General features: G+C 66.3%; 18 protein-coding genes and 1 tRNA gene. 13 read left to right on the top strand and 6 right to left on the bottom strand.

The window, feature by feature from the left end:
- The first annotated feature begins 12 nt into the window (after positions 1-12).
- Genes CH278_RS10920 through CH278_RS10910 form a run of 3 tightly spaced genes read left to right on the top strand, consistent with a single transcriptional unit; the run spans position 13 to position 2,567 of the window.
- Entirely contained in the window at positions 13-1,245 is a 1,233-nt protein-coding gene (locus CH278_RS10920; RefSeq protein WP_027495206.1) for a multidrug effflux MFS transporter, read from the top strand.
- A gap of 54 nt (positions 1,246-1,299) precedes the next feature.
- Positions 1,300-1,824: a DUF309 domain-containing protein gene (locus CH278_RS10915; protein ID WP_094621910.1), complete on the top strand. Its 525-nt coding sequence runs from the start codon at positions 1,300-1,302 to the stop codon at positions 1,822-1,824.
- Positions 1,825-1,880: 56 nt separating this feature from the next.
- The gene (locus CH278_RS10910) at positions 1,881-2,567 is read left to right on the top strand and encodes a hypothetical protein (protein WP_143536238.1); all 687 of its coding nucleotides are present in this window, start codon (positions 1,881-1,883) and stop codon (positions 2,565-2,567) included.
- Between the two features lie 12 nt (positions 2,568-2,579).
- Here the strand turns inward: CH278_RS10910 and CH278_RS10905 are convergent, their stop codons facing one another.
- Positions 2,580-3,344, bottom strand: a complete 765-nt coding sequence (locus tag CH278_RS10905) for a deoxyribonuclease IV (protein ID WP_027495204.1) — start codon at positions 3,342-3,344, stop codon at positions 2,580-2,582.
- Positions 3,345-3,419: 75 nt separating this feature from the next.
- On the opposite strand from CH278_RS10905, the gene CH278_RS10900 reads away from it, so the two are divergent.
- The 5 genes from CH278_RS10900 to CH278_RS10880 all read left to right on the top strand — a co-directional run bounded on the left by CH278_RS10900 (position 3,420) and on the right by CH278_RS10880 (position 11,204).
- Positions 3,420-4,154 (top strand): ABC transporter ATP-binding protein, encoded by a 735-nt coding sequence (locus CH278_RS10900; protein ID WP_032367760.1) that lies wholly within the window; start codon positions 3,420-3,422, stop codon positions 4,152-4,154.
- A 68-nt stretch (positions 4,155-4,222) separates the two neighbouring features.
- Positions 4,223-6,745: an ABC transporter permease gene (locus CH278_RS10895; protein WP_094621909.1), complete on the top strand. Its 2,523-nt coding sequence runs from the start codon at positions 4,223-4,225 to the stop codon at positions 6,743-6,745.
- 182 nt (positions 6,746-6,927) lie between these two features.
- Positions 6,928-9,528 (top strand): alpha/beta fold hydrolase, encoded by a 2,601-nt coding sequence (locus CH278_RS10890; protein WP_082832178.1) that lies wholly within the window; start codon positions 6,928-6,930, stop codon positions 9,526-9,528.
- 111 nt (positions 9,529-9,639) lie between these two features.
- Positions 9,640-10,569: an alpha/beta fold hydrolase gene (locus CH278_RS10885; protein WP_094621891.1), complete on the top strand. Its 930-nt coding sequence runs from the start codon at positions 9,640-9,642 to the stop codon at positions 10,567-10,569.
- The gene (locus CH278_RS10880; RefSeq protein WP_094621890.1) at positions 10,566-11,204 is read left to right on the top strand and encodes an LON peptidase substrate-binding domain-containing protein; all 639 of its coding nucleotides are present in this window, start codon (positions 10,566-10,568) and stop codon (positions 11,202-11,204) included. Before CH278_RS10885 ends, CH278_RS10880 begins: the two co-directional genes overlap by 4 nt.
- Positions 11,205-11,276: 72 nt before the next feature.
- Here CH278_RS10880 and CH278_RS10875 read toward each other — a convergent pair.
- Positions 11,277-11,350: transfer RNA gene (locus CH278_RS10875), tRNA-Met, on the bottom strand.
- A 72-nt stretch (positions 11,351-11,422) separates the two neighbouring features.
- Between CH278_RS10875 and CH278_RS10870 the strand changes: the two genes are divergently transcribed.
- Positions 11,423-12,202: an enoyl-CoA hydratase/isomerase family protein gene (locus tag CH278_RS10870; RefSeq protein WP_094621889.1), complete on the top strand. Its 780-nt coding sequence runs from the start codon at positions 11,423-11,425 to the stop codon at positions 12,200-12,202.
- Here the strand turns inward: CH278_RS10870 and CH278_RS10865 are convergent.
- Positions 12,185-12,802, bottom strand: a complete 618-nt coding sequence (locus tag CH278_RS10865) for a DUF998 domain-containing protein (RefSeq protein WP_179274421.1) — start codon at positions 12,800-12,802, stop codon at positions 12,185-12,187. The two genes, CH278_RS10870 and CH278_RS10865, sit on opposite strands and share 18 nt — an antisense overlap.
- Before the next feature lie 103 nt (positions 12,803-12,905).
- On the opposite strand from CH278_RS10865, the gene CH278_RS10860 reads away from it, so the two are divergent.
- The gene (locus CH278_RS10860) at positions 12,906-13,469 is read left to right on the top strand and encodes a TetR/AcrR family transcriptional regulator (protein ID WP_179274422.1); all 564 of its coding nucleotides are present in this window, start codon (positions 12,906-12,908) and stop codon (positions 13,467-13,469) included.
- Positions 13,466-14,821 carry an ABC1 kinase family protein gene (locus CH278_RS10855; RefSeq protein ID WP_057474491.1) on the top strand — a complete coding sequence of 452 codons (1,356 nt, stop codon included), beginning with the start codon at positions 13,466-13,468 and terminating at the stop codon, positions 14,819-14,821. Before CH278_RS10860 ends, CH278_RS10855 begins: the two co-directional genes overlap by 4 nt.
- Positions 14,822-14,842: 21 nt before the next feature.
- Here the strand turns inward: CH278_RS10855 and CH278_RS10850 are convergent, their stop codons facing one another.
- Positions 14,843-15,820, bottom strand: coding sequence for an NADPH:quinone oxidoreductase family protein (locus tag CH278_RS10850; protein ID WP_094621887.1), 978 nt, complete (start codon positions 15,818-15,820; stop codon positions 14,843-14,845).
- A gap of 106 nt (positions 15,821-15,926) precedes the next feature.
- Here CH278_RS10850 and CH278_RS10845 point away from each other — a divergent pair, with 106 nt between their 5' ends.
- Together CH278_RS10845 and CH278_RS10840 are read left to right on the top strand one after the other, a co-directional pair.
- Positions 15,927-16,613, top strand: a complete 687-nt coding sequence (locus CH278_RS10845; protein ID WP_256991844.1) for a dienelactone hydrolase family protein — start codon at positions 15,927-15,929, stop codon at positions 16,611-16,613.
- Entirely contained in the window at positions 16,600-17,508 is a 909-nt protein-coding gene (locus CH278_RS10840) for an amidohydrolase family protein (protein WP_094621885.1), read from the top strand. Before CH278_RS10845 ends, CH278_RS10840 begins: the two co-directional genes overlap by 14 nt.
- Positions 17,509-17,524: 16 nt before the next feature.
- Here the strand turns inward: CH278_RS10840 and CH278_RS10835 are convergent, their stop codons facing one another.
- Together CH278_RS10835 and CH278_RS10830 are read right to left on the bottom strand one after the other, a co-directional pair.
- Positions 17,525-18,373: a patatin-like phospholipase family protein gene (locus tag CH278_RS10835; RefSeq protein ID WP_094621884.1), complete on the bottom strand. Its 849-nt coding sequence runs from the start codon at positions 18,371-18,373 to the stop codon at positions 17,525-17,527.
- A gap of 30 nt (positions 18,374-18,403) precedes the next feature.
- Positions 18,404-19,270 carry an alpha/beta hydrolase gene (locus CH278_RS10830; RefSeq protein ID WP_094621883.1) on the bottom strand — a complete coding sequence of 289 codons (867 nt, stop codon included), beginning with the start codon at positions 19,268-19,270 and terminating at the stop codon, positions 18,404-18,406.
- Positions 19,271-19,315 lie beyond the last annotated feature (45 nt).

The following is a 19,315-nucleotide window of genomic DNA, read 5'->3' as shown; positions in this document are numbered from 1 at the left end:
ACCAGCGCGCAGGTGACCGACACGCGCGAGAGCAGCACGTCGGCTCCCACAACCGAGCCGACGTCACGCGAGCGCCTCCGGGTGATCCTCGTACTCGGCGCGCTCATCGCCCTCGGTCCACTGACCATCGACATGTACCTGCCGGCGCTTCCTGCCATCGCCGAGGATCTGAACACCCCGTCGTCTGCAGTGCAGCTCACGCTCGCGGGTACGTTGGTCGGCCTCGCGCTAGGCCAGCTGGTCATCGGGCCGCTGTCGGACATCGTCGGCCGACGACTGCCCCTCATCGTGGGCACCGGAGTGCACATTCTGGCGTCGCTCGCCTGCATCGTTGCTCCCAACATCGCCGTACTCGGCGGCCTGCGTGTGATTCAGGGTCTCGGTGCCGCAGCTGCTGCCGTGGTCGCCATGGCCATCGTCCGAGATCTGTTCAGCGGACGCGCCGCCGCGACCGTTCTGTCTCGCCTGATGCTCGTCATGGGCGTCGCTCCGGTTCTGGCACCGTCGCTCGGCGGTGCGGTACTTCTCGTCGGTTCCTGGCGGCTCGTGTTCGCCGCGTTGGCGATCATGGGCGTGGCGTTGATGACGCTGGCAATCGTGTCGCTGCGCGAGTCCCTGCCGCCCGAGCGTCGTCGGGCCAGTGGCGTCATGCCCGTTCTACGGACCTACCGATCGCTGCTGCGGGACACGCAGTTCGTCGTCCTCGTCATGGTCGCTGCCCTGGCCATGTCGGCACTCTTCGCGTACGTCGCCGGTTCGTCGTTCGTCCTGCAGGAGGAGTTCGGCCTCGACGAGCAACAATTCGCCATCGTCTTCGCGGCCGGTGCGATCTCTCTGATCGGCGCATCCCAGCTCAACGTCCTGCTGTTGGGACGCTTCGCACCGGTGCAGATCGTCCTGTCGGCGCTGTCCTTCGGCGTCGTCGCCGGCGCGATCATGGTCGTCCTGGCGGTCACCGAGGTCGGCGGCATGGCTGGGTTCGTCGTCCCGCTGTGGTTCGTACTCGGGGCCGTCGGGTTCGTCATGCCCAACGCGCCCGCGCTGGCGCTGTCCCGCCACGGTGAAGCGGCAGGCGGCGCAGCTGCACTACTCGGTGCCGCACAGTTCGGACTCGGGGCGATCGTCGCACCGATCGTCGGTGCACTGGGCAACGACGCGATCGCCGTCTCGACGACGATGGTCGCCACCTCGGCGGCAGCGCTCATCGCACTCGGGTCGGTGACCGTCCTGTCCGCACGTCGGTGACCTCACTCGCGTCATCGCGTGGGCCATGGCGGTCACCCCACTAGGGTGACCGCCATGGCCGAACGCGAGCGCGACCCGCAGGGCAAGCCCCTCAACGCCCGGCCGCGCGACGGCCTCGGCCGCCCGCTGGCCCGCGGCGGCACCGGAACACCCCGGGTTCCCGACGATCTCCGTCTTCCACCGGACGCCGCGCTCACCGAAGCGCAACGATTCTTGGACGAACGTATGCCGTTTCACGCCCACGAGGTACTCGAGGGCACGTGGAAGAGCTGCGTCCCGGACGAACGCGAGCTGTGGCAGGGCCTTGCACAACTGGCCGTCGGATTGACGCACCTGATGCGAGGAAACCGCGTAGGTGCCGCTTCGTTGCTTCGCCAAGGACACGACCGCCTGATCGGTTACGAGGTCGAGCCCCCACACCGGATCGACGTGACGGGTCTGCTCGGCTGGTCCGAGGACCTGCTCGAGGACCTGGAGACGGGAACGCTACCGACCTCACCAGGCGTTCCCGCACTGCGCCGGGCGGTGGAATCGGGATCGGACGGGGGCGTCCTGGCACACCGGCCGGACTCGAGCTAGCCTGAGGGAATTAGGTAAGGCTAGGACAATCTTCACCGGAAGTGGGGTTCCTCGGCGTGACCGTGTTCGCACCGCTGAAACTCGCCCATCGCGAGACGATCAGCCCAGCTCAGCTCGGACGTACCTTCTGCACCGAGGTCGCCGAACAGGTTCCCTATTGGGTCGCTGTCCTGACCCCGGCCGAACGTCCGCTGCAGGTCACGCCGTCTCCACTCCGTGAGCGCACCATGGTCACGCTGTCCGTTCCCACGAACACGCACCGGCTCGACGCTCGGCTGCTCGCCGCGCTCGGATCTGCGGTGTCCACGTGGCAACGAGACAACCGCCGCGGCTCGTCGTCGGGCGTCCTGGTCGATGTCGACGTCGACGACACCGGATTCGTCCATCCCGTCCGGCTCCCCGCCGTTCCGGTCGACGCCCTCACCGAATCCGCCCGCGCCTCGTACCTCGTCGACGACGTCTGCAGACGGCTGGACTCGGCACCTCACGGTGGCCGCGACTACCCGCTGACCCGCAACTACCCGGCGCTGGCCTGCCGCCCGGGAGCGCAGATTCTGTTCCGACACGATGCACGCGAATCCGATCCCAGTCATGACGAGTACGCCATCGACATCGCGATCGTCGAGACGGAATCAGGGCTGGTGTCGGCCCGAGTCGCGTGGTCCGTCGGTATCGAGGGAATGGACGAACTGGTCCGGCTGTGGGCCGCAGCGACCACCGAGCTGACGGCAGCGCCCTCGTAACCGCCGGATTCGCTACAGGCTTTTCAGCAGCCTCACGTCGTCGTCGATTCCCTCGGCCGGGGTTTCGAGGATCACCGGTGCATCGGCGGCGAGCGCGACGGCCGTCAGAATGTCCGCGTCGATGGTTCCGGTGCCCAGGTTCGCGTGCCGGTCGCGGGCAGAGTCGAACTCGTCGCGTGAATTGTTCAGATGCACCAGGTCGATTCGTCCGGTGATGGCCTTGATGCGATCGACCACGTCGATCAGGTCTTCGCCGCCGGCCCACGCATGACAGGTGTCGAGACAGAAACCGGCACCGAACTCCCCGATGGCGTCCCACAACCGCGCGATGTCGTCGAAGCGCCTCGCCATCGCCGAGTCGCCGCCGGCAGTGTTCTCGACGAAGATCGGTACGCCGAAACCACCCTGCTCGGCCTGACGCTCGAACAGCTTGCGCCAGTTGTCGATTCCCTTGGCGGTGTCCTCGCCCTCCCGGACGTGACCACCGTGCACCACCAAACCGATCGCACCGATCTCGGCAGCTGCTGCGGCCTGTTCGACGACCGCCTTGCGGGACGGGATTCGGATGCGATTGTTCAGGCTCGCCACGTTCAGAACATAGGACGAGTGCACCACCACATCGACGTCTCCGGTCAACAGAGCCTCACCTTGGGGGTGCGGGGTGAGCTTGTTCCACTTCTGCGGATCCGTCAGAAACATCTGGACCAAGTCGACGCCGAGCGTCTCGGCCGTGCCCAGAGGGTCGCTGCTGTCGCGGACATGTGCTCCGATGCGCATGACGCCCATCATAGGGGTCGAGTTCAGGGTCTCCCCTGATAGCGACCGGGCCCGAACACTGAAACACTGGCACCCATGAGCGACATTGCCGCACGTGCGGTCGACGTATCGAAGGTCTACGGTTCTGGCGACACCCAGGTGCACGCACTGTCCGGGGTGAACGTCGAGTTCGCCCGCGGAGAATTCACCGCCATCATGGGCCCGTCCGGCTCGGGCAAATCCACACTGATGCACTGCCTGGCCGGGTTGGACACCGCGTCCTCGGGCACGGTCACGATCGGCGACACCGAGCTGACGGCGCTGTCCGACAAGGAGATGACCGGGTTACGAAGGGACCGAATCGGTTTCGTGTTCCAGGCCTTCAATCTGGTGCCCACCCTGACCGCACTAGAGAACATCACTCTGCCGCTCGACATCGCCGGACGCACCCCGGATCAGGGCTGGCTCGATACCGTCGTCGACCGACTGGGCCTGCGCGACCGCCTGGGCCATCGCCCGAGCGAACTCTCGGGTGGGCAGCAACAGCGCGTGGCGTGCGCTCGTGCACTGGCCGGTCGACCCGACATCGTGTTCGGCGACGAGCCGACGGGCAACCTGGACTCCCGCTCGTCCGGTGAGGTGCTGTCGATTCTGCGCACGGCCGCAGACGAATTCGATCAGACCGTCGTCATCGTCACCCACGACCCACGAGCGGCCAGTTACGCCGACCGCGTCGTGTTCCTGGCCGACGGAGCTGTCATCGATCAACTGGCATCGCCCACCGCCGACGCCGTCCTCGAGCGCATGAAGAAGCTGGAAACGGTCCACTGATGTCGCACTCGGTCGCCAAGAAATCGAATCCCGACAAGGCCCCGACGCGGGCCGCGTCGGGCAACCCCATGCGTAAGGTGTCGCTGCGAAACCTTGCCGCCCACAAGGTTCGGCTGGCACTGACAGTTCTGTCCGTCGTACTCGGAACCGCGTTCGTCGCAGGCTCGTTCGTCTTCACCGACACGCTGCAGCGCACGTTCTCGTCACTGTTCGCCGACACCGCACAGGGAGCCGACGTTCGAGTCGCCCCCGAGGATGCGCGATCGAGCGGAGTACCCAACGAGGACATCGCCGCCATCTCGGCGCTTCCCGGCGTGCGTGCTGTCTCTCCGTATGTAGGAGGACAACTCGTTCTGCTGGGTAAAGACGGTGCCGCAGTGCAATCCGGCGGAGCACCGACGATCGGCGAGTCCTACCTGCCGGACGAGCAGCGGCTCGGCGATCCGGCGACATTCGTCTCCGGCTCGGCCCCCACCGCGCCCGGCCAGGTCGCGATCAACGCAGGTGGCGCCGATCGAGCGGGCCTGACGGTGGGCGACGCGACCCAGGTACTCGTGCCGTCCAAGGGGATCACCGACATCACGATCTCCGGAATCTATTCCACTGCAACAGAATCCGGTGGTTTCATCGGGATTCAGTTTGTGCAGAGCCAGGCGAACGAGTTGTTCACCGACGGTGCGCACGTGCAGTACATCGACGTCGCGGGCAACGATCTCGCCGCACAGGGCAAGACGCAGAGCGACCTCAGGGACGAGATCGCCGCCGCGTTCCCGGATCTGAAAGTGCAGACCGCTGCCGACGTCCAGGCCGAAACCAAGGCCGAGGTCGAGTCGGCACTGTCGTTCATCACGTACTTCCTCCTCGCGTTCGGCGCTATTGCACTGCTCGTCGGCACGTTCATCATCTACAACACGTTCTCGATGATCGTCGCTCAGCGGGTACGCGAACTGGCGCTGCTTCGCGCCATCGGAGCCAGCCGTGGGCAGGTCAGTCGCTCGGTCGTACTCGAAGCGGTCGTCGTCGGCGTCATCGGAAGTGTGCTGGGGTTCGCCGGCGGCGTCGGACTGGCGTACGGATTGCGCGCTCTGCTCAATGCCTTCGACCTCGGGTTGCCGTCGGGCCCACTCGCCCTCGAACCACGCACCGTCGTCGTCGCCTTCGCGGTGGGCATCATCGTCACCGTCCTCAGCGCCTACGCACCGGCGCGGCGAGCAGCCAAGATTCCACCGGTGGCCGCAATGCGCGAGGAGTTCGCGTCCGCCGGCGACACCCTGCGAACCCGGACGTTCATCGGCGTCGGACTGGGTATTGCCGGAGCGGCAGCGATAGTCGTCGGCGCTCAGTCGACCGGCGGCGCTGCCGCAGCAACCGTCGGCGTCGGCGCGGTGGCGGCGATCGTGGCCACGGCCCTGGCCGCACCGTCGTTGTCACGGCCCGTCGTGGGAGCGCTCGGGGTCGTCCTCACCCGGCCGTTCGGTGCGATCGGTCGCTTGGCCAGAACCAACTCGGTGCGCAATCCGCGCCGCACGGCAGCCACCGCATTCGCGTTGATGCTCGGCCTCATGCTCGTCACCGTCATTGGGGTACTCGGGTCGACGGCGAAGGCGAGTGTCGATTCACTCGTCGACACCGGCGTCGAAGCCGACTACATCCTGTCCGGTCCACAGTCGATCGGTGTCCCGGCCGGAGCCACGGCGGCCGCACAACAGGTCGACGGGGTGGAACGAACCGCTGTGCTGCATCCGGTGTTCGTCACGATCGCCGGAGAAGAAGAATTCGGCGCTGCCATCGACGGCTCCCCGGAAGGGCTGCTCGACCTGTCCATGGTTCGGGGCACCGCAGACCTCGAGAGCAACGGCTTCTCGGTGTCCGAGACCGAAGCGTCCACCAAGGGCTGGGACATCGGCACCCAGGTCGTGTTCGACTCCGTCGACGGAGCTTCGGTTCCCGTCACCGTCACCGGTGTGTTCACCGACAACCCACTGATCGGCAGTTGGATCGTCTCGGGCGACATCTACGAGAAGGTGACGCCGTCCATCACGCGGTCGGATCTGCTGGTCCTCGTCAAAGCCGCGCCCGGAACCGACCTCGGTACGCTGCGCACCGACCTCGAGGCTGCGACCAAACCGTCCGTGGTGGTGCAGGTACAGGACGTCGAAGAGTTCAAGGGCAGCCAAGGCCAGCAGATCGACACACTGCTCGCGGTGCTGTACGGACTGCTCGCCCTGGCCGTGGTCATCGCGGTGCTGGGCATCGTCAACACCCTCGCGCTGTCGGTCGTCGAACGTCGACGCGAGATCGGCATGCTCAGGGCGATAGGAATGCAGCGACCGCAGGTGCGGCGCATCATCTACCTCGAGTCGCTGCTCATCGCCCTGTTCGGTGCCATCGTCGGCGTCGCCCTCGGCATCGCCTTCGGGTGGGGCTTCGTCCAGACCCTGCGCGACGAGGGCCTGGGTGCCATGACGGTGCCCTGGGGGCAGGTCGTCGCGATGCTTCTCGGGTCCGCGGTGGTCGGAGTGCTGGCTGCTCTGTGGCCTGCCGTTCGGGCCGCGCGCACCAAACCGCTGGAGGCGATAGCCGACCTCTGATCAGGGTCGCCCCGACACCGGGCATTTCGTAACGACACCCGTTCGTTACGAAATGTCCGGTTTTCGGCTTGCGCGGAAAGACGGCCCGCGTCTACTTTAGGGGTGGTAAAACAGTCTTCAAGTAGGTTTGTGTACCGCAAACGAACCCTTACCTCGCGGGGCGGGCTCGTGCAAGGAGAATCATGACGATTCAGGACGCGTACGCGCCGACCCGATCTGTGCCGCCGGTATCCGTGTCGAGCCGAGCTGTGTCGAGCCGAGCTGTGTCGACGGGACCTGTACCGGCACGATCCGCGCTCGCCCCGCTGTGTCGTCCCGACGGCCGCGACACGCTGATGGCGCGCTACCGCGAGGTAGCCCACGCGATGCCGGACGCGGCAGCGTTGCACGCGGCGGGGACGTCACTGACCTTCGACGAGCTGCTGCATCGCGTGTACTCGCAGGCACGCAAGATCGCTGCCCTGCGCCCGTCCGATCATCGCCCCGTCGCCGTCGAGGCGGACGCGTCGGTCGACTCGATCGTGCTGATGCTGGCCGTCATCGCCGCAGGCCATCCATTGGTTCCGCTGGATCCGCAACTCCCCCACGAGCGCCGCGACCGCATCGTCGAACAGGCCAAGGCCTCGACCCTCGATTCGGCGACCGTCGACGCAGCGGTCGATTCCTGCGTACCGCTGCCGACGGTCTCGGGCGGCCACACCGCGGTGATCAACTACACGTCCGGATCCACCGGTACGCCCAAAGGCGTCGTACTCAGTCATCGCATGTGCCTGACCAAGGCGTACGAGGTGTCGACCGCGCTGGGGTTGGGCACCCACGATCGCGTCGGCGATGCCCTTCCCGTCAGTTTCGGCGCGGGCCTGAACACTCTGTTCGCCGGGCTGCTCAGCGGTGCCACCGTTCATTGCCGTGACCCTCGATCCGGCACGGTCGGCAGCATCGCAGAGTGGGTATCGGAGCACTCGCTGACCACGTTGCACTGCTCGTCGTCGCTGCTGCGCGCCGTCGCGGGCCAGGTCACCGTACCCACGCTGCGCGTCGTCACCACGTACGGAGAATCTCTGCACGCCGACGACGCGCGCCGCTTCCGCCTGGCTTCCGACAACCGCGCCACACTCGTCAATTGGTACGCGACCACCGAGGCCGGGGCCGTCGCGTTCAGCGAGTACCCCCTCGACCGTGCGCTACCGTCCGGCTTTCTGCCCGCGGGCACTCCCGTCGCAGGAAAGCTCGTCGAGGTCGTTGCTGCCGACGGCTCCCCGTGCGAACCCGACGTCATCGGCGAGGTGCGCGTCACGTCGGCGTGCCTGGCCGACGGCTATCTCGAGGATGTCGGCGTGGACTCGGAGAAATTCGCCGCCCTCGGCGACGGCCTGTTCCGCTACCGCACCGGCGACCTGGGCCGGTTCGATCAGGACGGAACATTGCAGCTCGCCGGGCGCATCGACGACGCAGTCAAGGTACGCGGCTACCTCGTCGAACCGGCCGAGGTGGAGGCAGCACTGCGCGCGCTGCCGAACATCGACGATGCCGTGGTGATCGGCAGGAGATCCGGCACCGATACCGACCTCGTCGCGTACATCTGCTCCGACCGCACCGTCCGGGCGAGCCAGGCCGACATCAGGGCCGCCCTGCGCCGAACCCTGCCGGAATGGATGGTGCCCACCCACCTCGTCGCGCTCGACGCCATGCCCCGCAACGAACGCGGCAAGATCGACCGCAGAGCACTGCCCGAGCCGTCCGACCGACGCGTCGAACGCACCGCGGTCGGCCCCACCGAATACATCGTCGCGGAGGCCGCTCGCACTGCACTCGGACTGGACGCCATCGGGCGGGACGAGGATTTCCTCGAACTCGGTGGCAACTCGCTGACCATGACGGCGATGCTCGCCCACTTGCGCGAGAACCTGAAGATCGACCTCGATCCGCAGGACGTGTTCGCGTCGACCACCGTGCGAACGCTGGCGACCACCGTCGACGCTCGGCTTCGCGACACCGCCGCCGCACGTCGGAGCTCGTCCGGTGTCCACGACGTTCTGGTCCCGCTGCGCACCGGGGGTACCGGAGCTCCGATCTTCCTGATCGGTGGTGCCGGCGTGGGCGCGATGGCGTTTCTCGATCTGGTCAAGCACCTCGACGCAGACCGTCCCGTCTATGCCCTGCAGGCACACGGCCGAGGCACACGCGGGCGACCGGACCGGACCATCAGAGCCACTGCGGCACGGTATGTCGACGCGATCCGGACGGTGGCCCCCGACGGCCCGTTCCATCTTGTCGGCCACTCGCTCGGCGGCTGGATCGCCATCGCGATGGCAGAGAAGATCAGAGATTCCGGCGTCGGTACCCCGCATCTGCTACTTCTCGACACCCGGCTGTTCCGTCATCTCCTGGACCGGCTTCCCGGGGGTACGTCTGTCCCGGCAGCGCCGCCCGCACCGACCAGAGAAGACGCCGGCTTCCATCTGGGCCGTGCCGGTACGGCTGCGCTGTGGCTGCGTATGCAATTCGCTGGGCTGTTGCGGTATCCGACGACCATGGAATGGTTGGTGTTCGCCAGCATCGGGTACGTGGCGTTGAACAAGCATGTGCCGACTCCGTGGTCGGGGTCGATGACTGTGGTTCGCACCACCGAGAACGTCAAGGACCTCCGGTCGTGGCGAGCAGTCGCTCACGGCGAGCTGACATTCGTCGATATCACCGGCCACCACGCGAACATGTTGCGCGGACCGATGGCGAAGGAACTGGCCGACATCATCGACGACACCGTCGACAACGCGCGCTGACTGGGAATATCACCCGCGACGGCCTGTCGCGGTGGCGGCACAGCTTGTACGTTTGTGCCGGACGGCTAATTAGCCGAGCCACCGGCCCGAACCGAGACAGGGAGGTCGACCATGAGCGCATCGTACGAACTGCAGTCGGTGGAACTACACAAGGACGTCTTGCGGTACGTCGATATCGGCGACGGGCCGCCCGTGATTCTCGTCCACGGGCTGCTCGGATCGCACAAGTCCTGGGGCCCGCAGATCGAGCGACTGTCGGACCGGTATCGGGTCATCGCACCCGACCTGTTCGGGCACGGTGACTCCGACAAACCGTCCGGCGACTATTCGCTCAGTTCGCACGCGGCCACCATCCGCGACCTGATGGAGTACCTGAACATCGAGTCGGCACCACTGGTCGGCCACTCGCTCGGCGGCGGCATCGTCATGCAGATGACGTACCTCTTTCCCGAACGGGTCGATCGCCTCGTGCTGGTCAGCAGCGGCGGGCTCGGCCCGGAGGTCAGCTTGCTACTCAAAGCCGCGACGCTACCCGGCAGCGAACTGGTGCTTCCGATGTTGGCCTCGGATTGGTTCCGCAGGAACACCGAAGGTGTGCTGGCTCGACTGGGCAAGTGGGGGGTTCCGGTAGAGCCCGGCCCCAGCATGGCCGAGACGTGGCGCTCGTTCCGATCGGTCGCAGACCGATCGACGCGGGAGGCATTTCTGGCGTCGACGCGGGCCGTCGTGGGTCCTCGCGGCCAAACCGTCAGCGCCAAGCAGCATTTCGAGAAGTTCGAGTCCATTCCCTCGCTGCTGATCTGGGGCGGCAAGGACCGCATGATTCCCGCCAAGCATGCGGACAACATCCGACGCGAGGTACCCAACAGTCGCGTCGAGATCTTTCCCGACGCCGGCCACTTCCCGCAGCTCGACGAGCCGGACTTCTTCTTCCGGCTGCTGGACGAGTTCTTGGCCGCCAACCACACCGACTCGAGCGACGCGGACCACAGCGCGCCGACGGAGATCACCCCGGCAGCCATGCCGCTCCAGCGCCCGTGAGCGTCATCCCGATGTTCCCGCTCGGCAGCGTGTTGCTACCGGGCGAACGTCTCCCGTTGCACATCTTCGAGCCTCGATACCAGGCACTGGTACAGGACTGTCTCAAGATGGACGATCCTCGTTTCGGCGTCGTTCTCATTGCCCGGGGGCACGAGGCAGGCGGCGGCGACGTCCGACACGATGTGGCGACGATCGCCCACATCATCGGTCACGAGGCCATCGGAGACGGCAGGTATCTGCTCGAATGCGTCGGAGGCGAACGGATCCGCATCGACGCGTGGCTCCCGGACGACCCCTACCCAATGGCCGACGTCCGCGCATGGCCCGACGCAGACGTCGATGCCGTCATCGCCGACACGCAGTTCGCCGCCACCTGGGCCAAGGTCGAGGATCTGTACGAGCTGATCGGTCGGCTCGAATCCTCCGGGGACATCGTGACGCCGGGCGTTCCGGATTTTCTGAGCCTCCCGATTTCGGCCGCCGAGAAGATCTGGTCACTGGCCTCGTTGATCCCGATGGGCCAGTCCGACCGACTCGACATCCTGTCGGCACCGGACGCCCCGTCGCGCTTGAAGGCACTCGACGACGCGATCGAAAACGTCACGGCCGTCGTGCAATTCAGACTTCAGCCCTGACCGGAGCCAGTCCGGCGAACCCAGAAAAGAAATCAGGCCCGGCACCATCGGTGCCGGACCTGATCTTCGTAGTAGCGGGGACAGGATTTGAACCTGCGACCTCTGGGTTATGAGCCCAGCGAGCTACCGAGCTGCTCCACCCCGCGTCGGGTGATACCCACGGTACATGCCGTCGTGGCAGACTCCCAATCGCCAGGTCAAAGCTCTACGGTTCTTTCATGCCCACCGAGTCGTCACCCGTCCTGTCTTTTCCACACCAGGCGGTCGCACAGATCACGCTGAGCAACCCTCCGGTGAACGCCTTGACCCAGCCTGCGACGCGACGTCTGCGGGCGATGCTTCGCGAGCTGGCCGAGAACTCCTCCGTCCGGGCCGTCGTGCTCACCGGCGACCGGGTGTTCAGTGCCGGTTCGGACATCTCCGAAATGCCCGCGATGCAGGCGGCAGGAGACGTCCTCGAACGCAAGAGCAATGTCGAGAACGCGACCCTCGAATTACTGGCCGACCTACCGCTCCCGACGGTCGCTGCGATCGACGGGTTCGCCCTGGGCGGTGGGCTCGAGATGGCGCTGTGCTGCGATCTCGTCGTCGCCGACGCGGGTGCCCGCCTCGGCTTGCCCGAGATCGATCTGGGGCTCGTCCCCAGCAGTGGCGGGACCATGCGTGCGTTGCGGCGGGTGGGTCAGTCGCGCGCAGCCGAACTGGTGTTGCTCGGCGAGCCCATCTCTGCCGAGACAGCTCTGGAATGGGGTCTGATCAACAAGGTGGCTCCACGCGGTGGGTCGTTGTCGATGGCACTGGACCTGGCACACCTGCTGGCCGCCAAGTCCCGCTCGGCCGTGCACGCGAACAAACGAGCTCTCGCGCTCACGTTCGGGCAGTCACCACACGAACCGGCACGACGCGCACTGCCGGTGTTCGAGGAAGCCTTCGAGTCGGCCGACGGCCGAGAGGGCGTACGGGCTTTCCTCGCCAAGGAGTCACCGAACTTTCGATAGCCGGGCCCGCGCGAGAAGTGCTGCGCCGGTGACGATCTCCCATCCGATGATGGTGTAGACGGAAATACGCTCGAACGCTCCGCCGCCGAGGATGCCGGTATGGGCGAGAAACAATGCGAAACCGGCCAGCCCCGCAACACCGGCCGCGGCACTGGCCGTCGTGTACCAGCGAGGTGCGCCGACGCGTCCGCCGTACCGGCCTGCAGCCAGGAGCACCAGGTTTCCACCGATGATCGCCATACCCGCGCCCGCTGCATGCGGAGTCGATGCTCCGTCGACCGAAGCATGCGCCAGCCCGACGACGATGCTGCCGACGCCGTGCACGACCGACGTGCCCAGCACGATCCAGCGCGCTCGCCCCTCGAACAACACCGACAATCCGAGGCCGGCAAGAGCGAAGAGAGCCCCGTCCACCACAAAGCCGGTGTTCATCACCGGGTGCCACGGTGAGATGTCCGGAATCCCGAGGTCACTGATGTTGTTGCGCGCGTAGCTGTACGGTCGGTCGGTCCAGCCCAGCGCCGAAATCGCTTCGGCAGCGAGGTAGGTCACCCCGCCGGCAAGAAAGGCTCCAGCGGCCAGGACGGTAGTTCTCTTCACGACTGCAGTATTCACCGCGCTCTACCCGATGGGTCATTCCGCAGGCTCCACTCCCGGCGACCCCGATGCACCGGGCTTGTACCGATTGGTACAGTACCGGCTCATGAGCGATCGCCACGACGTGGTGCCGATACTCGCAGGAGTGTTCCGCGACCACGGGTTCGACGGGTCGTCCCTCGCGGTCATCAGCAGATGCACCGGACTCGGCAAAGGCAGTCTCTACCACTACTTTCCGCGGGGAAAGCAGGAAATGGCCGAGGCAGTCCTCGACGACGTCGAGCTGTGGTTCCACCACAACGTCTTCGAGCCGCTGCGGCACGGAGACGACGCGGCGTCGACGACCCACGACATGTTTCAGCAGACCGCCCGCTATTTTCGGTCCAATCGCCTGGTGTGCCTGTTCGGCGCGTTCACGCTCGGGCTCGAGCGTGCCACCTTCTCCAGCCGTGTCGCCGCGCATTTCACCCAGTGGATCGAGGCACTCACTCCGGTGTTGCAGCGGCTCGGACACGGCGACTCGGCGGCCGAGCTGGCCGAAGAGATCGTCGCCGGAATCCAGGGGGCGTTGGTGCTGGCACGGGCTTTCGACGATGCCACACGATTCGACCGGGTGCTGGCCCGACTCGAAGCCTCGGCCGCACGCGTATCGGCGGGAGTGCACGCATGACACCTGACGACACGACGCCGAAGCCGGCACCCGAGCTGAAGACCTTCGGGATACGAGAGTTGTTGCGACTCATCGTGATCGGATCGGTGCTGACGTACTTTCAGTTCATCGCCATCGGCCGCTGGGTTCGTGCGCCGCGGCGCGGCTGGCCGGTTCACGCCTCCAAGGCCGTCGTCGACGCGTTCTTCGTGCTCGGCCCCACCTTCGTCAAGGTGGGGCAACTGATGGGTTCGTCGCCCGGACTGTTTCCCAAGGTCCTCGCCGACACCTGTCTGCGATGCCTGGACGAGGTGCCGCCGTTTCCCGGGTCACAGGCCCGCGCGGTGATCGAGGCAGACCTGGGCCGGAGCGTCGACGAGTTGTTCTCCTCGTTCGACGACGTACCGCTCTCGTCGGCGTCGGTCGCCCAGGTACACCTGTGCGTGCGCCGCGATGATGGCCGCGAAGTGGTCATGAAGGTACAGCGGCGAGGCATCTACCACCGCATGAAGATCGACCTGCGAATCGCATATCTCATCGCGCGCGGTCTCGAGAAGTTCATTCCGTTCTTCGCCACGGCCAACGCGTCGGCCATCATCGTCGACCTGCACGCCGCGACGTTCGCAGAACTCGACAGCGCAGTGGAAGCCAAGCGCCAGCACAGCTTTCGCAGTGCAATCGGGGCATTCGGCGACAACATGCACGTCACCGCACCCGAGGTGTTTCTCGACTACTGCGGTGGACGCGTGATCTGCATGGAGCGCATGCACGGCTCGCCGCTGGACCGATACCGGCCGGGTGAGCAATCGGAGCTGATCGTCCGCCGTGCCGCCAAGGTCTGGATGGAGGCCCTGGTACTGCACGGCCTGTTCCACGGCGACGTGCACGCGGGAAACGTCTGGGTGCTCGACGACGGCAGAGTGGCCTTTCTGGACTTCGGCGTCATGGGCGAGGTGGACGAGCAGTGGCGCGCGTTGTTGCTCGACCTCTTCCACGCCACGGTCATCGACGGCGACTTCACCCGCCTCGCCGGTACCGTCAAACGTCTGGGAATCGTTGCCCCGCAAATGGGTTCGGACGCCGAAGTCGGCGCGATTCTGCAGTCGGTGTTCGCGCCGATGCTCTCGACCACCCTCGCCCACTTCAGCCTGGCGGACTTCATCCGGGCGTTGGTCGGCATGGGCAAGCAGTACAAGACGTCCAGTCCCGAGGAACTGATCCTGGTGGCCAAGCAGCTCGGCTACTTCGAGAGGTATGCCATCGAACTCGCACCGAACTGGGCGTTGGGCACCGACCCGTTCGTGTTCAAGAACGTCTTTCCCGCCGAGATCGCAGCGCTGTCCGAGGCACGGGGCATCGAGCTGCCGGAGTGATCCGGCAGCCCGCGCACCCGATCACAGACTGAAGTCGAGAACCACTTTCCCTGCTGCCGTTCGGTTTTCGAGCGAGGCGATCGCTGCTGCCGCGTCGGAGACGGGGAAGACGGACGGCTCGGGAGCCACGAGCGAACCGTCCGCGAGCAGCGGCTCGATCTCGGCCCACTGAGTAGCCAGGTAGCCGGGGCGCGTCATCCACCACGCGCCCCACCCGACGCCGACGACATCGACGTTGTTCAGCAGCAACCGGTTGACCTTGACGGTCGGGATCTCGCCACCGGTGAAGCCCAGCACCAGGATTCGGCCCGACGGCGCGAGCGAACGGATGCTGTCGGTGAACCGGTCACCGCCTACCGGATCGACGACCACGTCGACGCCACGGCCGCCGGTCAGCTCCTTGACCGCGTCCTTCCAGCCGTCGACCAGTACGACGTCGGTGGCTCCGGCGGCTCGCGCGATGTCTGCCTTTGCTTCCGAGCTCACCACTGCGATCACCCGTGCTGCCCCGAGCACCGGAGCCATTCGCAGAGCGGAGGTTCCGATCCCGCCCGCCGCGCCGTGCACCAACACCGTCTCGCCCTGCGCCAAGCGGCCGCGCTCGCGCAACGCGAAATGCACCGTCAGATCGTTGAACAGCAAGCCCGCGCCCGCAGTGAGCGACACGGACTCGGGCAACGCGAACACCGTGTCGGGCGAGACGACGGCGACTTCTGCCATACCGTCGCTGAGCCCCGTCAACGCTGCCACGCGGTCTCCGGCCGAGAAGCCGGAATCGGCCGGAGCCGACCGCACGATGCCGGCGATCTCGCTGCCCGGAACGAACGGCAACTCGGGCTTGTACTGGTACAGCCCACGGGTGAGCAACGCGTCGGGAAACGCGACGCCCGCGGCCCTGACCTCGATGAACACCGACCCGTCACGCGCGGTGGGTTCGTCGATATCGGCAACGGTCACCGAATCGGGTCCATCGAGACTGGAGATCTGTACCGCGCGCATGAAGTGTCCTCTCGGTCGGGATCGTTCCCTGCCTGCCACGGTACAAAACTGCCGTACTCACCGCCGCTACCGGCATCCACTCCTGGTGATGTGCTCCAATCGAGGGGTGAACACCACTCCCCTCACCGTCGTCTCGCCCGACGGCACCGCCCGCGGCGGCGTCATCGTCATCCAAGAAGCCTTCGGGGTCACCGACCACATCGTCGACGTCTGCAATCGGGTCGCGGCCGCAGGCTGGGTAGCCGTGGCTCCGCATCTGTTCCACCGGCAGGAAGGTGTGAGCGTGCTCGACTATTCGGACATGGATTCCGCCATGGCGGCCATCGGGAAACTCGAGGCGGACGAGGTGGACTCCGACGTGGACGCGGCGGCGAGTGCGCTGGCCGAACTGGGGTTCGAGCCCTCGTCCATCGCGATCGTCGGCTTCTGCATGGGCGGGACCGTGGCCTTCCACACCGCGGTTCGACGGCAACTCGGTGCGGCCGCCACGTTCTACGGTGGCGGAATCACGAAGGGCCGCTTCGGTTATCCCGCGATGGCCTCGGTGGGCGACGCCCTCCAGACACCGTGGCACGGCTTCTTCGGAGATCTGGACGAGGGCATTCCGTTCCAGGACGTCGAGACACTGCGGGAGATCACCGCCACGGCACCGGTCGGCACCGAGATCACCCGATACCCCCACAGCAAGCACGGCTTCCACTGCGACGACCGCCCTGCCGTGTTCGATGCCGCAGCCGCAGGCGACGCGTGGACCAAGACCCTCGAGTGGTTCGACGCGCATGTCGCACGCTGAGCACCCTCGCTCCGACGCCGAACTCGCGGAGGAGACCGAACGCATCGTCGCGTTCTGGACCGAGCTGGCGTTGCCCGGCCTGTTCGACGTCCACACGCATTTCATGCCGAAGAACGTGATGGACAAGGTGTGGAGCTACTTCGACAGCGCCGGCCCGCTGACGGGCAGCGTCTGGCCCATCTCGTACCGCTTCGCCGAAGACCGACGACTGCAGGTGATTCGAGGGTTCGGCGTGCGGCGATTCACGTCGATGATCTACCCGCACAAACCTGCGATGGCGGCCTGGCTGAACTCCTGGGGTGCCGACTTCGCGGCCCGCACCCCCGATTGCCTGCAGACTGCGACGTTCTATCCCGAGGACGGAGCCACGCAGTACGTCGAGCAGGCGGTGACGAACGGAACCCGAATCTTCAAGTCGCACATCCAGGTCGGGAACTACTCGCCCAACGACCCGCTGCTCGACGGCGTCTGGGGCACCATTTCGGATGCGCAGATTCCGGTGGTCATCCACTGCGGCTCCGGACCGGCACCCGGCTCGTATACCGGCCCCGAGCCGATCGCCGCTCTGCTGCAGCGGTTTCCGACGCTACCGCTGATCGTCGCGCACATGGGCATGCCCGAGTACGTCGACTTTCTCGATCTGGCCGATCGATACGAGAACGTACGTCTGGACACCACCATGGCCTTCACGGATTTCTCCGAAGCCGCTGCGCCGTTTCCCCGGCACGAGATGCCGCGGCTGTTGGACCTGCAGGATCGCATTCTGTTCGGGAGCGACTTTCCGAACATCCCGTACCCCTACCTGGACGCGCTGCAGGCGGTGACCCGTCTCGGACTCGGCGACGAGTGGGTTCGCGCCGTGTGCTGGAGCAACGGCGCGGCCCTGTTCGGCTGAGTCCCGTTCGCGGGTCTCAGCCCACCCAGAAATCGGCGATACGCTCGGCGATGGCGGCGCCCTGCGCCCGGCCCGCTGTTGCCGCCGCTGCGCGCACGGCGATGTCGGTGGGGTCGGGTCCGATCGCAGCCGACGAAGCCGCGTCGGGAACGATCACTTCCACCTTCGAGCCGCCCTTGACCAATTTTCCCCGTTCGACCTCGAAGGGGTCGCCTTCCAGGTCGAGTGCACCGACCTTGAGCACCAGCACCTTCTCGAAACCCACCGCCAGATCGGCGTTCTCGCTCGCACGGATACCGCCGTCGACGTAGCGGTGATCGCCGATCGTCACCGGCGGCCACATGCCCGGGATCGCGCAACTCGCGGCCACGGCATCGATGAGCTCGACGCCCGATCCCCGGTCCAGTACTCGATGGCGCCCCGTCAGGGCGTCCACGGTGACGATCCGCAGATCACGGTCGGGCCACGAGTGCTTCGTCAGTCGACGGGCGATGATGGCTCGTCGTTCCCGTTCGCTGATCGTCGCTGTCGCCAGAGCTTCGGCACCGATGCGCCTGCGGGTGTCCAGCGCACTGCCGTCCGAGTTCTGGGCTGCTCGGGCCAACATGGTGACGAGCTCGTCGATGGTGGCCTCGGCGTGTGGCTCGTTGTCCTGCATCGACTCGTCCGCCTGACGCTCGAAGAACTCCGACACCGGGGTGCCGCTCGAGATCTGAGCGGCCACCGAAGAACCGGCCGACGTTCCGAGCAACATCTCGGCGTCGCTGACATCGGCCCCGGCCTCGGCCAGTCCCAGAAGGACGCCTGTCTGCCACGCAATGCCCGCTACACCGCCGCCGCCCAATACGAGCGCTCGTCTGGCCATGGTCGTAACCCCGTTCTTCCGCTGGACCCGTCAGGAACTTACAGCCCCGCCGCCGACCCGCGGCCGTAACCACGTGATCAGGTCGTCGAGCACGCGTTCCTGCTCCGGCTCGTTGAAGACTTCGTGGAACAGCCCGTCGTAGGTTTTCAAGGTCAGGTCCTCGGATCCCGCCAGCTCGGCGATCAGCTCGCTGCCCGAGACGTCGGCCAACCGGTCCGCGGTTCCGTGCTGCAGCAACACCGGAATGGTCAGCGACGGCAATCTGGCGGGATACGTACGACTCTCCTGCAACAGTGCTGCCGCGAGCCCGGCCGTGACGCTGCCGTGATAGCCCAGCGGATCGGCGACATAGGCGTCGACGACGGCCTTGTCGCGGGAGACGTCGTCGGGGTCGAGTTTCAGCACCGGCAGCGACGGCAGGAACCTGCCGAGTACTGCACCCACCGCGACCAACGCTTTCGGCTGGCCCACGGACGGGTTGACCGCAGGCCCGGACAGCATCAGTGCGTCCAGATCACCCTGATGGTCGAGGGCGTAGGACAGTGCGATGGCACCGCCCATGCTGTGTCCGAGGAGGAAGGTGCGGCTGCCGGGGTGCTCCTCAGCCGCGATCGAGAACAGTGTGTGCAGGTCGTCGGTGAAGTCCGACCATTTCGCCAAGGAGACTCGCTTGCCGCCGGATCGCCCGTGCCCGCGGTGGTCGGGTGCGTAGACGACGAGGCCGAGCGAGCCGAGCCGCTCGATCACGTGTCGGTACCGTCCTGCGTGCTCGGCCAGGCCATGGGCCAGCACCAGAACGCCGGTAGGGGAACTATCGGCGGCGGCGTCCGGGGTCCAGACGTCGTAGACGATACGAGTTCCGTGTACCCCGGCGAACGACGACTCGACATGCTGCATTCGGTCACCGTACAAGGACCGCGACGCCTTCGACGGCCCATCGCT

The sequence above is a fragment of the Rhodococcus sp. 05-2254-5 genome (assembly GCF_002258575.1).
Lineage (GTDB): Bacteria > Actinomycetota > Actinomycetes > Mycobacteriales > Mycobacteriaceae > Rhodococcoides > Rhodococcoides fascians.
This window is presented reverse-complemented; position numbering and strand designations above follow the sequence as displayed.

Coding starts and splice junctions, on each gene's coding strand:
- CH278_RS10850 (WP_094621887.1), bottom strand. CDS start 15,820: ATGCGCGCGGTACAGATCTCCAGTCTCGATGGACCCGATTCGGTGACC.
- CH278_RS10860 (WP_179274422.1), top strand. CDS start 12,906: ATGAGCGATCGCCACGACGTGGTGCCGATACTCGCAGGAGTGTTCCGC.
- CH278_RS10855 (WP_057474491.1), top strand. CDS start 13,466: ATGACACCTGACGACACGACGCCGAAGCCGGCACCCGAGCTGAAGACC.
- CH278_RS10895 (WP_094621909.1), top strand. CDS start 4,223: ATGCGTAAGGTGTCGCTGCGAAACCTTGCCGCCCACAAGGTTCGGCTG.
- CH278_RS10840 (WP_094621885.1), top strand. CDS start 16,600: ATGTCGCACGCTGAGCACCCTCGCTCCGACGCCGAACTCGCGGAGGAG.
- CH278_RS10915 (WP_094621910.1), top strand. CDS start 1,300: ATGGCCGAACGCGAGCGCGACCCGCAGGGCAAGCCCCTCAACGCCCGG.
- CH278_RS10830 (WP_094621883.1), bottom strand. CDS start 19,270: ATGCAGCATGTCGAGTCGTCGTTCGCCGGGGTACACGGAACTCGTATC.
- CH278_RS10870 (WP_094621889.1), top strand. CDS start 11,423: ATGCCCACCGAGTCGTCACCCGTCCTGTCTTTTCCACACCAGGCGGTC.
- CH278_RS10890 (WP_082832178.1), top strand. CDS start 6,928: ATGACGATTCAGGACGCGTACGCGCCGACCCGATCTGTGCCGCCGGTA.
- CH278_RS10885 (WP_094621891.1), top strand. CDS start 9,640: ATGAGCGCATCGTACGAACTGCAGTCGGTGGAACTACACAAGGACGTC.
- CH278_RS10835 (WP_094621884.1), bottom strand. CDS start 18,373: ATGGCCAGACGAGCGCTCGTATTGGGCGGCGGCGGTGTAGCGGGCATT.
- CH278_RS10900 (WP_032367760.1), top strand. CDS start 3,420: ATGAGCGACATTGCCGCACGTGCGGTCGACGTATCGAAGGTCTACGGT.
- CH278_RS10905 (WP_027495204.1), bottom strand. CDS start 3,344: ATGCGCATCGGAGCACATGTCCGCGACAGCAGCGACCCTCTGGGCACG.